The following is a 14,087-nucleotide window of genomic DNA, read 5'->3' as shown; positions in this document are numbered from 1 at the left end:
GAATGGTCCTTAAATATCAGCAGTTACTTCTATCTCAACTTCGGCTCCCATGGGGAGGGCGGCCACCTGCACGCAGCAGCGGGCAGGGTAGTCTCCGTCGAAGAATGTGGCGTAGATCTCGTTCATGGCGGAAAAGTCGACCAGGTCGGTCATGAACACCCCGACTCGGCAGACGCGGGAAAAATCGGTGCCCGCGGTTTCCAGGATGGCCTTGATGTTGGAAAGGCTCTGGCGCGTCTGGTCCTTGATGCCCTTTGCCAGTTCGCCCGTTTCGGGGTTCACCGGAAGCTGGCCGGATAGATAGAGGGTGTCTCCCTTGATGACGGCCTGGGAATAGGGTGAGTTTCCTGGGGGCGTTGGGTGAGCAGACGATCTTTTTCTTCATGCGATCCTCCTGTGTGGCTTGGGGTTGATTCGTGGAATCTGTTCTGTAACGGGAATCTTTCATAAGCAATGCGCGGGCCAAAAATGAGAATTAGTTTATAAGTTGTAGGAAATAAATTACTTTATTTGATCGAGGGGGTGGCGTGTCATCCGTTGAAAGGATAAAAACCATTATTATTTTGATAATGATTATCAAAGTGATAATCCCCCGTTTGAGTGTGTGTTCAGAGGGGTGATGTGACGTTGAATGAATATTTTCGGTGATTGTAGGGGGTTGATGGGGTGCTTGGAATGTGAGGTGGTGTGTGTTTGTATCAAAATGATAATTTATGGTGAGGGGCGGGCGCTTTTTTTTGTGGGCGTTCATGGCCCGGATATGTCATGGGAGAAGAGTCTGGTGAAACCAATGCGGTGCCATTTATTGTTTTTCGTCCGATTTTTTCAGTCTGCCGTTCTGATGTTTTGGGCAGAGGGACTCGGCTGGTGACGTATTGGAGAGGTTGTGGGGCTGAGGCGAGCAAGGGGATGTAAGGAGCGGCATCCGTCAAGGTGACAAGATGCCGTTCCTTTTGAGGTTGGACGATCAATGAAAAGGCGGATCGGAGTATTCTGTGATGCGATATGAAGGCCACCTCTCTGACGGTAAGATGTTTACCGAGCCTGGTGGCTTAATCGTATCATTTGGGGAACGTCCCATGCGCCGAATAGTCGAGTGGGAACACATCACCGGTGGAAAGCATAGGAGGAGAGAACATCCTTATCGATTTGACGATGAATAAAGCGTCCACGCCCTTTCTCTCCCTTAAAAACACCATCTTCCATCACCACGTTTCCGCAAGCGATGGTCATGTCCACGGCCCCTTTTACCTTCATCCCTTCGTGAAGAGAGTACTCAATATTGTTGTGAAGGCTTTTCGGGGTGATGGTCCACTCCTTTTCAAGGTCCACCAGGATCATGTCTGCGTCGCTTCCCGGGGCGATGATCCCTTTTTGCGGGAAGCAGCCTGAAAGTCGGGCCACGTTTGTGCTGGTAATGGCAACCAGCCGGTTAAGGCTGATGCGCCCTTTGGACACCCCTTCGGAGAGGAGAATGGGCAGGCGGATTTCAAGGCCGGAGAGGCCGTTGACCACCTTGGTAAAGTCAGGAATGATGGTCCCTTTTTCATCTCGTTCAAGGAACATCTCCTTTTCTTTACGAGAGTAGGTGCAGTCATCTGAGCCCGTCACGCAGATGCTTCCGTCCGAAAGGCCGGCCCAGAGCTCTTCGGCCTCTTTTTTCGTGCGCAAAGGCGGGGAACAGATGGCCAGGTGCCCCCGGCTCTGGTCGTTGTAGAGATCCTGAAACAACGTCAGGTAGTGAGGGCAGGTTTCGACGTAAACGGGGTGCCCTTCGGTCTGGGCCCTCCGGGCGATATCCACTGACGGGCCGTTTGTGGTGTGGACCAGGAGCAGGGCGTTGCCGCAATACTTACTGAAGAGCACCGCCCTGCTTACCGCCTCGGTCTCGCAAAGCACGGGCTTGGCCCGGGCAAAGTCGGGCCACCCAAGGGTGCCGGCCTCTCGAAAACACTCAATGTTTGTCTCGGCAATGGCGTTTGACTCAGCATGAATCAGGGGCAGCCCTCCATGCTCTCTGGCCAGTTTGAAGATTTTCAAGAGGGTTTCGTCATCGGACATGACGCCCTCTTTTCGGTATGTCATAAACATTTTAAACGATGGGCATCCCATGCCGATGATTTCAGGGATTTCCTTTAAGATGTTGTCCGGCGCTTCCACGAACTTGCAGTGAACCCCGTAGTCCACCGCTGATTTGGACATCTCCTCCTTGCGCTTTTCAAGTTGTGTCTTCACCGAGTCACCGGGAAAGGTGTTGGTGAAATCCATGATGGTTGTCACCCCGCCAAAGGTGGCTGAAACGCTTTGGGTGAAAAAGTCGTTGGCACCGATGCACCCCTGGAACGGTGCTTTCACGTGCATGTGGGCATCAATGGCTCCCGGGAGAATGTATTTCCCCGTGGCATCGATGACGTTGGCTGCTTTTACGGTGTCGTCAAAAAGTCCCAGTTCAACGATTTTCCCGTTTTTGACCGCAACATCGGCGCGTATGGTGTTGTCGGTGGAGACCACGTGGCCGCCGCAAATCAATAGATCAAACATCTGCTTTACTCCTTAGCTTTGCGTAAATTATGCCACTTTTTCAGATGTGGATTCTTCTGCGTTCAGAAAAACTTCTTCCCCGATGTTCTGCTCATACCTGGGGAGAACCATTGTCTTCATGAGGCCCACGTACCCGAAAAGCCCGATGACAAAGGTTACGAAAAAGGCGTAGTCAGGAGTAAAATAGCCCACCACGAAGGCCCCGACGGTTGTGATGATGGCCGCGGGGTTAAACCCGTTTGCGTAGGTATACATGCCATCTGTCTTGTAGAGTTCTGCCACGTTGAGGGTCATCTTGCGGATGAGATAGTAATCCGCAATCATGATGCCACAGATGGGGCCGAGAAGGCTTGATGAGAAGACTTGAAACTGCACCAGGTAGTCGCAAAATTTCCACGGCATGATCACCAGCCCGATGATCCCGCTGATAACGGTGGCGCTGGCGTAGGTCAGCCGGGGGAATGAGTTGAGAAGAATATAGGTGGGGGGCATCAGGTTGGCCGCTGTGTTGGTTGACCACTGGGCAAAGGTGATGGTGATAAAACAGATAAAAAGGATCATGGGCTTGTCCGGCCCAAAGGTTTTGGCCACAACGTCAATGGGGTTCCACTCCCCCAGGAGAATGCTTGAGGTAAGCCCCACCAGGAGAATCAGGGTTCCGGCTAGAACCAACCCAAGAAACTGCCCCGCAAAGGGGATGGTGTTGCGTGCGACAAAGCCCCGGTCATTCTGAGGTTTGATCTTGAGCTGGCGGGTGAGATCGGGGCTGTTTAGGGCCATGGTAATCCAGCCACCTGCAATGCCCATGATGGCAAAGGTCATGGAGTATGTGTTCTCTGCCGGTGCGTAAAGAATATCGGCGATGAAGGACGCGTCGTTGGATTTTAACAGCCAGAGAAAGATGGCGATAAAGACAATGGCCAGCATGGGGATGGCCACCAGGTCGAACTTGGCCATGGCTTTGAGGCCGTAGACGGCGTTAACCACTTGTAGCGCCCCGAACAGGACAATCCATAGGGTAAGGTTTGAAAATCCGGTGAGCATGCTCACCACGGAGTCTAAAGCCAGGGCGCCTACCCAGGTTTGGAACCCGAACCAGAAAAAACAGGGAATGGTTCGGATCAGTCCTGGAATCCAGGAGCCTTTGTAGCCATAGCAGGCACGCATGTATACGGCAAAGGTGATGCCGTATTTGATGCCCATGTCTCCGTTCAATACCAGGAGCAGGGTGACCATCATGTAGGCTGCAAAAATAGCCCAAAGGACCGAAACCGGGGCCAGCTGGGGGTAGAGTTGGGCCCCGATGGCAAAACCTGCGATGTTCACCGTCATTCCGGCCCAAAGGAGGGTAAAGTCGATAAAACTCAGTGTTCTTCCGGACAGCGTTGTCGGAAGAAGGTCTTTGTTGCAAAGATCACTCGCCATTTCATACCTCATTGTCATCCATGGTGGCTTTGTAAGCATTTTTTGCTTCTAAAACCGTTGCGTTAAAACCCTGCCAAAGGGTTCTTCTTGAATTCTGTTTTTTGCAAACCTCCTGTGACGTTAGGCCGGATATTTCATGGGGAAATGGTCAGGCCAAGCCAATAAATCGTGAAATATCCGGGTTAGGGATTGCTGGGCGTAAATGTGTTGTCATGGGATCTATTCGATACAATCGATGCAACTCGCGGGCCATAACTGAAAATTAATGACTAAGACCTTGGAAATGAATTCTTTTCTTCTTTATGAATGCCTTGCATTGTTAGTTATAAAGTAACATGGTGTTATCGTTTTGATAAAAATTATCAGGGTGAGAATTCTGTGGAAGATCGAGATGTTTACGTGAAGTGGATGGTTGCTATTTCGATAACTCTTCTGATTTTCATCGATTGGTGCTATGTCTCTGGATTGGGAATCGGGGGCATTGGGCTTATCAAAATGATAATATCGGGGTGGGGCGGAGACGACTTCCTTCCCATGCGGAGTCGGGTGATGCGGTGGGACGTGTTTAAAAATCAGTAAAAACGGGCGCAATTACCCCAAGTGCTAAGAATGAGGTAAAATCATCATGCTTTACGCGATTGAAGAGTCCATCAGAAAATTTGCCCATGTCATCGCCGTGGTGGTGGGCATTGATGTGGAGGTGGTGGGGGCGGACTTAAAGCGCATCGCCGGTACGGGACGGTATGCGGAAGGGGACGGGAAAAGCATCGAAGACGAAGGGGAGGTCTACCGCCATGCCCTGAAGACCGGGCAGCCGGTGTGCATCGACAACCCCAAAAACGATCCCATCTGTTTCAACTGCAAGAACAGGGACGGGTGCGAGGAGAAGCTGACCCTTTGTTCTCCGATTTTGCGTGATGGGGAAGCCTTGGGGGTTATGCAGATATGTTACGGAGCAGGACAAGCAGACCATCCTGGAAAACAGAAACGATGCAGTCTACTCTCTCCATGATGGCGGACCTTATTGCGGCCAAGGCCGAGGATTACAGCCACATTGCGGAGACCACGCAGACACTGGATGTCTTGCGGCAGGTGATGGATGTGCATGCCGAGGGCATGTTTGTCTTCGGGGCCGACGGCAGCGTCACCTACGCCAACGCCCATGCAAGAAAGGAGCTGGGCATCGAGGGACCCGGCGATACCGTGTCGGTCCAGCTGATTCCCACGGGCAACACCGTGGGCGACGCAGAGGAGTACGAGCTGCACTTCGGTGAGCATCACCTGGTGATCATGGGGCAGATGGTGGATTTGCAAAAGGATGATCCCAGGTTTTCCAGGGTGATGCTCTTTGAAACCCAGACCGATTTTACACGAAAGATGTCTACCCTTACGTCGTCTGCCTCCGGTGAGGGCCTTGATGCCATCCTTGGCATGTCTCCTGCCATCCGGCAGCTCAAGGAGCAGGTGATGGCCATCACCACCTCGTCTTCCACGGTGCTCATCAGCGGCAAGAGCGGTACGGGCAAAGAGATGTTCGCCCGGGCCATCCATCATGAGAGCGACCGGCGGGAGCAGCCCTTTGTGGCCATCAACTGCGGGGCCATTCCCGACACCCTCCTTGAGAGCGAGCTCTTCGGCTACACCTCCGGGGCCTTTACCGGTGCAAGCCCCGGGGGCCGTATCGGGAAATTTGAGCTGGCCCATAAAGGGGTTCTCTTTCTGGACGAGATCAGCTCCATGCCCCTTTATCTGCAGGTCAAGCTCCTCCGGGTTCTTCAGGAACGCAAGGTGGAACGCCTGGGGGCCAACAAGCCCATTGACGTGGATATTCGCGTCATTGCCGCAACCAACGATGACCTGCCTGAACTCATCGCAAAAAACATGTTCAGGAACGATCTTTACTACCGCCTCAACGTCATCCCCCTGGATATTCCCCCCTTATGCGAGCGGCCTGAAGATATCGACCTGCTTGCAGAGCACTTTCTGGCCAAATACAGCGGTCGGTTCAACAAGCGGTTTCGAAGGATCGAGCCCTCCACCATGGACCGGCTCCGCAGCTATGCCTGGCCCGGAAACGTTCGGGAGTTTGAGAACATCATTGAATTCATGGTGAACATGATGCCTGCAGGCGGTGTCATCGACGACTCCCTGCTGCCTCCTCGAGTATTGGAAACACCAACGGAATGCGCCTGCGGCCGTTGCGTTTCAAAGTCTCCGGTTTTACCTCTGAAAGAGGTGGAAAAGCAGGTGATCATCGAGGCGGTCAAGCGCTTCGGCAGTGATACCAAGGGCAAGCGGACCGCGGCCTCGGCCCTGGGGATCGGGGTGGCGACCTTGTATCGGAAGATTCGGGAGTATGGGATTGAAGGTTGAGGGGGATGGGGGAATGGTTAAGGGCTAAGGGGGAAAGGCTAAAGGCAAATGGTCTTTCGCATCACCTTAAGGGATATCGGTTTTCGATACGCTTTGCGGTGCGCACGGCGCACCCTACGAGCCATTGATGCGCTCGTGAATTGTAGGGTGCGGCCCCCGCACCGCCAGGCGTAACGCGTGCCATCGGCTTTTGTCTTTTATGGCCCCTCTCCTCACCCCAAGGCATCCTTTAGCGCTTCGACGCCTCGCCTGATGGTATCCGAATCAAGATTTCCGTATCCCATGACCAGCGTGTCTCTGTGTTGTCCCGGCACGATGTTGTGGTGTGAGGCGGGGTAGACGCGGACCCCTTGTGCCTCGATACGGGCAAGGCGTTTTTCCGTGAAGGGGGTGTCCTGGAATCGGGCAGAAAGATGCAGGCCCGTTTCGCTTCCCAAGATGTGCACTCGGTCACCGAAGGCCTCCGTGAGGGCATCAACGGTGAACTGGCGTCTCTGGCGATAGAGCTTTTTCATTTTTGAGAGGTGCCTGAGGTAGTGCCCTCGGGTGATGAATTCGGCCAGGGCAAGCTGGGATGCGGTGTCATTGTGGAGATCGTTCTGCCATTTCAGGGATCGGGCAGGGGTGATGAGTTCCTTTGGAAGCACCAGATAGCCGGTGCGAATGGAGGGGCAAAAGGTTTTGCTGAAGGTGCCGATGTAGATCACCCGCTCCGGGCAGAGCCCGTGAAGGGAGCTGATGGGCGGGCCGTCAAAGCGGAATTCGCTGTCGTAATCGTCTTCGACGATGAAGGCTCCTTTGGCATCTGCGTAATGCAGCAGATCGATGCGCCGTTGAATGGGCAGGGTTCCGCCCAAGGGAAACTGGTGTGACGGGGTGACGAAAACAAAGGCGGGGGAAAGGTCCTGGGGAAGCAGCTCGGTAATGATGCCCGAGTCATCCACGGGTACCGGTCGTATCACCCCGCCATGGCTTCGGACGATGTGCTGGATATCCAGGGTGATGGGGTCTTCGAGGACCGCTTCCCGGCCTTTCTCGAGCAACAGGGCGCAGACAATACCGATGGCCTGTGTGGTTCCCGAGGTGATAATCACCTGATCCGGATGACAGCAAACCCCCCGACGTTCCACCACATGGCGGCAGATCGCTTCGCGAAGCTCCATGCGTCCCTCGGGGTGCCCATAGGCAAGAACCTCTTCCGGTGGGCGTGCGTAGACATGCTTGAGCATGGAGAGCCAGGTGCGGGCAGGAAAGAGGCGAAGATCCGGCGTCCCTGATTTAAAATCGACGAGATCTGGTGCGTGATCGGGCCTTGTGGCGACAGGGGGCGTTTCCGGGGGCCGGGAAAGAGAGGGGGAAGGATAGACGCTCCCCGGTGCGACATATGTGCCGGAGCCGGTTCTTGATTCGGTAAACCCTTCGGCATAGAGAAGGTCATAGGCTTCCAGGATCACATTCCTCGAAACCCCGAGGCGCTCAGAAAGCTCACGGCTGGAAGGCAGGCGGGTGCCTGCGGGGAGCTTTCCGTTCAAAATGAGTTGCCTGATCTGGCCATAGGCCTGGCGGATCATGGGAACCCTTGAACACTTATCCAATGTCAGCCAGAGCATGGATGCCTCCTTTGAGTGGTTCTATCGAAATAGTCCAAAAGTGGATCTTTGGTAAACCAATTGCGTTGACGTAAGGTACACGTATTTTCATGAAGCGTCAAAGGAGGCTTTTTTATGCGTGACCCAAACTCGTTCAACGAACAGGCCAGGGGCATGGTCCAGCTGGTCATGGCAATGATTCTGGCAGGCAGCTCTGTGGTGGTTGGAAAATTCCTGACGGCGGGGCTGCCGGTTTTTATGATCGGTTCCAGTACCCTTCTCGTGGCTTTCCTTGTGCTGCTGCCTCCGGCCCTTCTCCGGTGGCATGAGATTCGCGGATTAACACCTGATCAATGGGCATCTCTGTTTATGCAGGCCCTGTGCGGCATCGTTCTTTTTCGGGTGCTGACCCTCTACGGCCTGCAGCATACTGGAGCCGTGCAGGCGGGGGTGATTCTGGGAACCACTCCGGCTGTTCTTACCTTATGTGCGGTTCTTTTTCTTGGTGAGCGTCCCACCCCGTATGGCCTGGTCGGGGTCGGTTTAGCGGTATGCGGGATGATGGTGCTGAACCTTTCGTCTGGTCCGTCCGGCGGGAAGGGGCATCTTTGGGGGAGTCTTTTGGTTTTCGGGGCGGTGGTGGCGGAAGCCCTTTTTACCATTTTCAGGAAAAAGGTGGCCCATGAAATTTCTGCAGTGACCAATACCTTCGGTCTGGTGCTGATCAGCCTGATGATGATGTGTCCCTTTGCGGCATGGGAGTTCAGGGTTTACCATGTCCTGCCCGGTGTGCATGCCTTTACGGCCATTGTCTACTACGGTGTGTGCGCAACGGCCATGGCTTACCTGCTATGGACCCACGGCGTGGGCAGGGTCAGCGCCGAAGCGGCCGGGGTTGCCACAGCCGCCATGCCCGCCAGCTCCGTTCTCCTGGCCGCCCTCGTCCTTGGAGAGCCTTTGGATCACCGGCACCTTCTGGGGTGTAGCATGGTGATGGCCGGGATTGCCTTCAGTACCCTGTTTAAAAAGAGGGGCTATGTGGGCTGCGTGGAGTGAGCCGGGGCTGCTTTATTAAGACATATCCGGGCTAATCTGGATATGTCGACGAGTCGAGTGCTCTCGGAGCGCCCGAAAGGTGAGAAAAGCGATCCAGAAACTCGGCTTTTGCTTTTCATGGTGTCTCCCATCACCTCTATCGATAGCGGTTTTCGACACGCTTTGCGGTGCGCACGGCGCACCCTACGAGCCATCGATGCGCTTGTGAATGGTAGGGTGCGGCCCCCGCACCGCCAGGCGTAACGCGGGCCATCGATGAACGGTGAGTTGCCCTCAGTCCCGGGGCCCGATCATGGTTTCGGGTCTCACCAGTGAGTCAAATTCGTCTTCGGTGACCCAGCCACTGGAAAGGGCGGCCTCTCGCAGGGTGCATCCCCGGGCCATGGCCTCTTTGGCGATGGCGGCGGCCTTGTCGTAGCCGGTGTGGGGCACCAGGGCGGTGACGAGCATGAGGGATTGTTCCATGAGCTCTGCGATGCGCCGTGTGTTGGGCTCGATGCCTATGATGCAGTGGCGGGTGAGGCTGCTTGCGGCATCGGCCAGGAGCCCGATGGACTGCAGCACATTGTGGGCAATAACCGGCTTGAAGACGTTGAGTTCAAAATGCCCCTGGGCCCCTGCAATGGTGACCGTGGCGTGATTGCCCATGACCTGGGCGCACACCATGGTCATGGCCTCGCACTGGGTGGGGTTCAAGGCTGCTCGGCATGATGGAGGAGCCGGGTTCGTTCTGGGGAAGGGAGAGTTCGCCCAGGCCGGAGCGGGGACCGGAGCCGAGGAAGCGGATGTCGTTGGCGATCTTGTTGAGGCTGACGGCCAGGGTGTTGAGGGCGCCGGAGGTTTCCACCATGGCGTCGTGGGCTGCCAGGGCTTCAAACTTGTTGCCTGCCGTAACAAAGGGAAGCCCCGTATAGGTTGCCACCTCATTTGCAAAGGCCTCGGCAAAGCCCACACGGGTATTTAAGCCTGTCCCTACGGCGGTGCCCCCCTGGGCCAGGGGGTAGAGGCGCTTGAGGCTGTCTTGCAGGCGGTCTGTTCCGAGGCTTATCTGGGCGGCGTAGCCGGAGAACTCCTGGCCCAGGGAGAGAGGCGTTGCGTCCTGCAGGTGGGTGCGCCCGATTTTAACGATGCCGTCCCAGGCTCTGGCCTTGCTGGACAGGGCCGCGTGGAGGCTGTCCAGGGCAGGGAGAAGACGGTGGTGGATCTCTTCCACGGTGGCGATGTGCATGGCCGTGGGAAAGGTGTCGTTGGAAGATTGGCCCAGGTTGCAGTGGTCGTTGGGGTGTATTGGGTCCTTGGCTCCAAGGGCACCCCCGAGCCGCTGGTTCGCAAGGTTTGAGATTACCTCGTTGGCGTTCATGTTGGATTGGGTGCCGGAGCCGGTTTGCCACACCACCAGGGGAAAGTGATCATCCAGCCCGCCTTCGATGAACTGCCGGGCCGCATCCACAATGGCCGTTGCCAGGGTTTTGTGGAGCGTTTTCTGCTTGAGGTTGGCAAGGGCCGCACACAGCTTGACGATGCCCAGGGCCCGGATCATGGAACGTGGCAGGCGTTCGTTTCCAATGTTGAAGTACTGCAGCGAGCGCTGGGTCTGGGCGCCCCAATAGGCATCGGCCGGGACGGCAACGGGGCCGAAGGTATCGGTTTCCTGGCGGGTGTCGGGCATGGTTTTCTCCTTGGGTGATGATGGGGGTGTCTGGGCGAGAGAGGGCTCTGGGGGGGGTGGCATGGGAAAAGGATGCATCCAGGTAAATATACAGTGACTTGGGTGTGGGTGTAAAGCCTGGGGATATCACGTGTGGGGCCGGCCAGGGAAAACCACTTTCGGGGTGCTCCCAAGACGATATGTTCGCATCCGCGTTTCGCTTTGATGGCCCTTCAGGGCGATCGAAACGAAGCGCGGGTGTATCAGGTTTTTTTCAGGAAAACGACCCGCCGGGGGCAAAGGGAAACGGACCTTTTTCTTTATTTAAGGAACCCAGGTCACGATGCCCTCGTCGGGCTGGGCGTCTTTCCAGCGCCAGAACGAGTCGACATCCCGAATCCCGTCAGCAATGACGGCTTTGTAGATCTGGATGCCCATGACCTTTTTTTCTCTGTGGGAATGGCCTGATAGTGCAAGTGGCGCTGCGGGTTTCCGGGGTCAGCACCTGGGAGATGCGGTCAGCAACCCGCTCGAAGTAACCGACGTAGGGAGAATCCTCCAGGATATGGATCATGTCGATCTGCCAGGACTGGTTTTCGTCGTCTTCGTAAAAGGCGTGCCACTCGATGCATTTGTCCTCTGCCTCGATGAGGTTGGTGTAGGAGATGGACTTGATGCGAGGGTTCTCGGCAAGCCGTGCCATGGCTGAAAAACTGTCCGAGAGGCTGAAGGGGCTGCGGCTGAATATGGAAATCGATGTCCCGGTTGTTGATCAAAAGCCCTGTTACGAGAAGCGATCCCACCAGGTTGATCGTCGCTCCGATGGAGGTCCATATGTCGAGGACCTGTGTGTCCTCCATGATGGCCCGGGCTTTTTCCTGCATGCGTTCCGCTTTTTGTAAAATGGCTTCCATGGTGTTGCCTTCCTTCGGTTTGGGGGCCTGTCTCAGGCCCTATGCTTGTTGTCTTTTTTATCCGGGTCTTTTTATACTACCCTACGAAAGCAGACAATAAAAAAGCTCGTTTCCATGGTGACCACGGAAACGGGCTTTTTTACTTTGACAGCTTGGTTGGCGGCATCCTCCCTCACATGTCGGCGCCATCTGGCGTTCTGATGCCTTGACATGGGTGCTGCCCGCTCATCAAATACCCGGTCTATGCGGCTTCACGCTGCTCAACGCAAACCTGCCGAACAGCCGTTTCAGGCAATTGAATCTTGGCTTTGATAAACCACCATAAAATGGACGCCAAGCCTCCCGTGCCAACGGCAAGGACCCCGATAAAGGTAACCTTGTCGTGCCAGTCAAAGGAGACAACAGCCATGGCTGCGGCCCCAGGATAAAAATGAATAAACCCAAGAGGAAGCCGCGCACCGGCATCGCGTTGAACCTGCTCCAGGGCAAGGTTATTGGCCAGCGAGAGGGCGGCTGATACCGATACAAAACGTGATAAACCCCATGCGAGGTGCTGACCATGGGCGGGGAAAGATGAAGGGCCATGGCAAGCCCTCCGGCAGCGATTCCTGTCAGGCCTGTGGACATCAAGGTCACACTGCCTATCCATCTGCCGAACCGTGCACAGATCATGGCCCCTGCCATAAAGCAAAGGGCATTGGCACCGAAAAAGAGGGCAAAGGTGTTTTCACTGACATGGTAGTGGGTGATGTAAATGCTCGATGACGCAGCGATGTGTGCAAAAAAGGGAAGGCCTGTCATGGAGGTACAGATAACGACGGACATAAACCGCCCGTTGGTCAGGAGGCGGCCATAGCTTTTGATGAGTTCGGTTACGGGGACGCCCGTAGGGTTGGGGTGGGACTCGGGTGTGAACAGCATGCCGATAAGGGCCACCCCTCCCATGGCTGCCTGGGCCATAAAAATCCATGGACAGGTGAACCGGGTAATGATCAGGCTCCCGACCATGGGGGCAATCATGGGCGCCAGGGCCATGATGACCGACACATACCCCATGACCGACTCCCTCTCTCTGGCTTCCAGGCGATCCTTGGCTATTGCCATGGAGATACTCGATGCCGAGGCCGCTCCCGCAGCCTGGATGATGCGTGCTGCGATGAGCATGTGGATGCCTGTGGACAGGGCGCAGAGGATGCTGCCTGCAATAAAAATAAGGATGCCGGTGATCAACGGTTTTTTGCGGCCGTAGCGGTCGGACAGAGGGCCGTATACCAAAAGGAAGGCACAGTAGACCGTAAAAAAGAGGACCAGGGTCAGGTTGATGATGGCCAGGGGCTGATTCCACAGGGTTTGAAGAAAGGGAATGGCCGCGGGTTCAGTTACTCGGTGGACAGAGGCGGAAACGCTGCCAGAATAGCCAGTAACAGAATAAAACGAATCATGGGAAACGGGTATTCCTTAGATATTGGGGGTGATCTCTGGTCTTGCGCCAGAGGTCATGGGGGGTTGTTTTGTGGGTCTGATCCCGGATATCTCATGGGAAAACGACAGGCTTACCGCTATAAGACAGTATGACACACGGTTGCTGAGAACAAATCAGTTAATTCAAGAGAGCTACTTGGCATTCGCCGTTTTGGCTCGCTTTATTAACCCTTCGGACGATCCGAGTGAATGCTTGTACTCCACCTCGTGAAATCGGGCAATAAAAGAAAGCCCGTTTCCATGGTGACAACGGAAACGGGCTTTGTGCTTTGGCGTCACTGCTTTTTTATTCAGGGCTGATGCATTGGCCTGGCAGTGAGCAGCACGTTGTGCAGCAATGGGCTATTCGGCGTCCAGGGCCATGGCGATGTCTGTGCCGCACTGGAAAGCATCGGCGCCCACAGAGTTCGGGAGCAGGGTATACCCACCGAGTTTGTCGCCTGTCTGGGCCAGCTCATGGAGGTGGTCGTAGGTTGCCTCAACGGCCAAGGTGCCGTCATGGGTTCCGGTGACGTAGTTTCGGGGGATGTAGACGCGCTCAACAGAGACACGGACGCGTCCGTCATCGCACTGTTTGGCCTTGACATCCAGGACCCTGCCTTCGCCGTTGGTGAAGTAGGTATCTGCACCACCGTTCTGGTTCAGGGAGGCCATTGCCAGCTCATGGAGCTGGGTCCCTTCCTGGGCCACGCGTCCGAACATGGCTCCCATGCATCCTGCGTAAGCCTGGGTGGTGATGAGGGTGAAGGCGCAGAGCGCGAAAAGGGCTGACGCCAGACCTGATTTTTTAAATGCTTGTGTAGTCATGGTTGTGAACCTCCTGGTTCTATGGGTGATCTAAACGCTGTATCGCCAGGGCAGGGTTTTAAAGCCGTGCCGTACCTTTTGGCGATATGCGGTGATTGACGTGGCATGTTGCCAACCTGGGTGATGTTATACGGGGTTGATTTGTTGTCATGAAGGGGGTAATTAATCATTTGTTAATTGCGTTTTCTGCAATTAATCCCGGTGGGATGGGGCGTCTTCTGCAACGTGTTGAAATGCTTGGCAAGCACAGAT

General features: G+C 55.3%; 12 protein-coding genes and 1 pseudogene. 4 read left to right on the top strand and 9 right to left on the bottom strand.

Annotation, left to right across the window (positions count from 1 at the left end; genetic code table 11):
- Positions 1-9 precede the first annotated feature (9 nt).
- The 3 genes and pseudogenes from ACOYW2_RS18540 to ACOYW2_RS18530 all read right to left on the bottom strand — a co-directional run.
- Positions 10-345: pseudogene (locus ACOYW2_RS18540) on the bottom strand (Rid family detoxifying hydrolase); the annotation flags it as partial.
- Between the two features lie 762 nt (positions 346-1,107).
- Positions 1,108-2,541 (bottom strand): dihydropyrimidinase, encoded by a 1,434-nt coding sequence (gene hydA / locus ACOYW2_RS18535; RefSeq protein ID WP_482767510.1) that lies wholly within the window; start codon positions 2,539-2,541, stop codon positions 1,108-1,110.
- A 27-nt stretch (positions 2,542-2,568) separates the two neighbouring features.
- Entirely contained in the window at positions 2,569-3,966 is a 1,398-nt protein-coding gene (locus ACOYW2_RS18530) for a cytosine permease (RefSeq protein WP_482767509.1), read from the bottom strand.
- Between the two features lie 625 nt (positions 3,967-4,591).
- Here ACOYW2_RS18530 and ACOYW2_RS18525 point away from each other — a divergent pair.
- Together ACOYW2_RS18525 and ACOYW2_RS18520 are read left to right on the top strand one after the other, a co-directional pair.
- The gene (locus ACOYW2_RS18525; protein WP_482419453.1) at positions 4,592-4,978 is read left to right on the top strand and encodes a GAF domain-containing protein; all 387 of its coding nucleotides are present in this window, start codon (positions 4,592-4,594) and stop codon (positions 4,976-4,978) included.
- Positions 4,957-6,339, top strand: coding sequence for a sigma-54 interaction domain-containing protein (locus tag ACOYW2_RS18520; RefSeq protein WP_482767508.1), 1,383 nt, complete (start codon positions 4,957-4,959; stop codon positions 6,337-6,339). The genes ACOYW2_RS18525 and ACOYW2_RS18520 overlap by 22 nt, the downstream gene beginning before the upstream one ends.
- A gap of 212 nt (positions 6,340-6,551) precedes the next feature.
- Here the strand turns inward: ACOYW2_RS18520 and pdxR are convergent, their stop codons facing one another.
- Positions 6,552-7,949: a MocR-like pyridoxine biosynthesis transcription factor PdxR gene (gene pdxR, locus ACOYW2_RS18515; protein WP_482767507.1), complete on the bottom strand. Its 1,398-nt coding sequence runs from the start codon at positions 7,947-7,949 to the stop codon at positions 6,552-6,554.
- A gap of 114 nt (positions 7,950-8,063) precedes the next feature.
- Between pdxR and ACOYW2_RS18510 the strand changes: the two genes are divergently transcribed.
- Positions 8,064-8,984: a DMT family transporter gene (locus ACOYW2_RS18510; protein ID WP_482767506.1), complete on the top strand. Its 921-nt coding sequence runs from the start codon at positions 8,064-8,066 to the stop codon at positions 8,982-8,984.
- A 273-nt stretch (positions 8,985-9,257) separates the two neighbouring features.
- Here the strand turns inward: ACOYW2_RS18510 and ACOYW2_RS18505 are convergent, their stop codons facing one another.
- From ACOYW2_RS18505 to ACOYW2_RS18495, 3 genes are all read right to left on the bottom strand, one after another.
- Entirely contained in the window at positions 9,258-9,650 is a 393-nt protein-coding gene (locus tag ACOYW2_RS18505; RefSeq protein ID WP_482767505.1) for a hypothetical protein, read from the bottom strand.
- Positions 9,583-10,653, bottom strand: a complete 1,071-nt coding sequence (locus ACOYW2_RS18500; RefSeq protein WP_482767504.1) for a class II fumarate hydratase — start codon at positions 10,651-10,653, stop codon at positions 9,583-9,585. Before ACOYW2_RS18500 ends, ACOYW2_RS18505 begins: the two co-directional genes overlap by 68 nt.
- 382 nt (positions 10,654-11,035) lie before the next feature.
- Positions 11,036-11,335 carry a hypothetical protein gene (locus ACOYW2_RS18495; RefSeq protein ID WP_482419449.1) on the bottom strand — a complete coding sequence of 100 codons (300 nt, stop codon included), beginning with the start codon at positions 11,333-11,335 and terminating at the stop codon, positions 11,036-11,038.
- On the opposite strand from ACOYW2_RS18495, the gene ACOYW2_RS18490 reads away from it, so the two are divergent.
- Positions 11,334-11,534 carry a hypothetical protein gene (locus ACOYW2_RS18490; RefSeq protein ID WP_482419448.1) on the top strand — a complete coding sequence of 67 codons (201 nt, stop codon included), beginning with the start codon at positions 11,334-11,336 and terminating at the stop codon, positions 11,532-11,534. The genes ACOYW2_RS18495 and ACOYW2_RS18490 overlap by 2 nt on opposite strands.
- A 240-nt stretch (positions 11,535-11,774) precedes the next feature.
- Here the strand turns inward: ACOYW2_RS18490 and ACOYW2_RS18485 are convergent, their stop codons facing one another.
- Together ACOYW2_RS18485 and ACOYW2_RS18480 are read right to left on the bottom strand one after the other, a co-directional pair.
- On the bottom strand, positions 11,775-12,911 hold the full coding sequence (locus tag ACOYW2_RS18485; RefSeq protein WP_482771053.1) for an MFS transporter: 1,137 nt from the start codon (positions 12,909-12,911) through the stop codon (positions 11,775-11,777).
- Positions 12,912-13,370: 459 nt separating this feature from the next.
- The gene (locus tag ACOYW2_RS18480; RefSeq protein WP_482767503.1) at positions 13,371-13,835 is read right to left on the bottom strand and encodes a hypothetical protein; all 465 of its coding nucleotides are present in this window, start codon (positions 13,833-13,835) and stop codon (positions 13,371-13,373) included.
- Positions 13,836-14,087: the final 252 nt, after the last annotated feature.

The organism is Desulfoluna sp. CLI2B, assembly GCF_056847375.1.
This window is presented reverse-complemented; position numbering and strand designations above follow the sequence as displayed.

Bases quoted from the DNA above. Each gene is read 5' to 3' on its own strand.
- ACOYW2_RS18500 (WP_482767504.1), bottom strand. From the start codon at position 10,653: ATGCCCGACACCCGCCAGGAAACCGATACCTTCGGCCCCGTTGCCGTC.
- ACOYW2_RS18505 (WP_482767505.1), bottom strand. From the start codon at position 9,650: ATGGTGTGCGCCCAGGTCATGGGCAATCACGCCACGGTCACCATTGCA.
- ACOYW2_RS18520 (WP_482767508.1), top strand. From the start codon at position 4,957: ATGCAGTCTACTCTCTCCATGATGGCGGACCTTATTGCGGCCAAGGCC.
- ACOYW2_RS18530 (WP_482767509.1), bottom strand. From the start codon at position 3,966: ATGGCGAGTGATCTTTGCAACAAAGACCTTCTTCCGACAACGCTGTCC.
- hydA (WP_482767510.1), bottom strand. From the start codon at position 2,541: ATGTTTGATCTATTGATTTGCGGCGGCCACGTGGTCTCCACCGACAAC.
- ACOYW2_RS18525 (WP_482419453.1), top strand. From the start codon at position 4,592: ATGCTTTACGCGATTGAAGAGTCCATCAGAAAATTTGCCCATGTCATC.
- ACOYW2_RS18495 (WP_482419449.1), bottom strand. From the start codon at position 11,335: ATGGCACGGCTTGCCGAGAACCCTCGCATCAAGTCCATCTCCTACACC.
- ACOYW2_RS18510 (WP_482767506.1), top strand. From the start codon at position 8,064: ATGCGTGACCCAAACTCGTTCAACGAACAGGCCAGGGGCATGGTCCAG.
- pdxR (WP_482767507.1), bottom strand. From the start codon at position 7,949: ATGCTCTGGCTGACATTGGATAAGTGTTCAAGGGTTCCCATGATCCGC.
- ACOYW2_RS18480 (WP_482767503.1), bottom strand. From the start codon at position 13,835: ATGACTACACAAGCATTTAAAAAATCAGGTCTGGCGTCAGCCCTTTTC.
- ACOYW2_RS18490 (WP_482419448.1), top strand. From the start codon at position 11,334: ATGGCTGAAAAACTGTCCGAGAGGCTGAAGGGGCTGCGGCTGAATATG.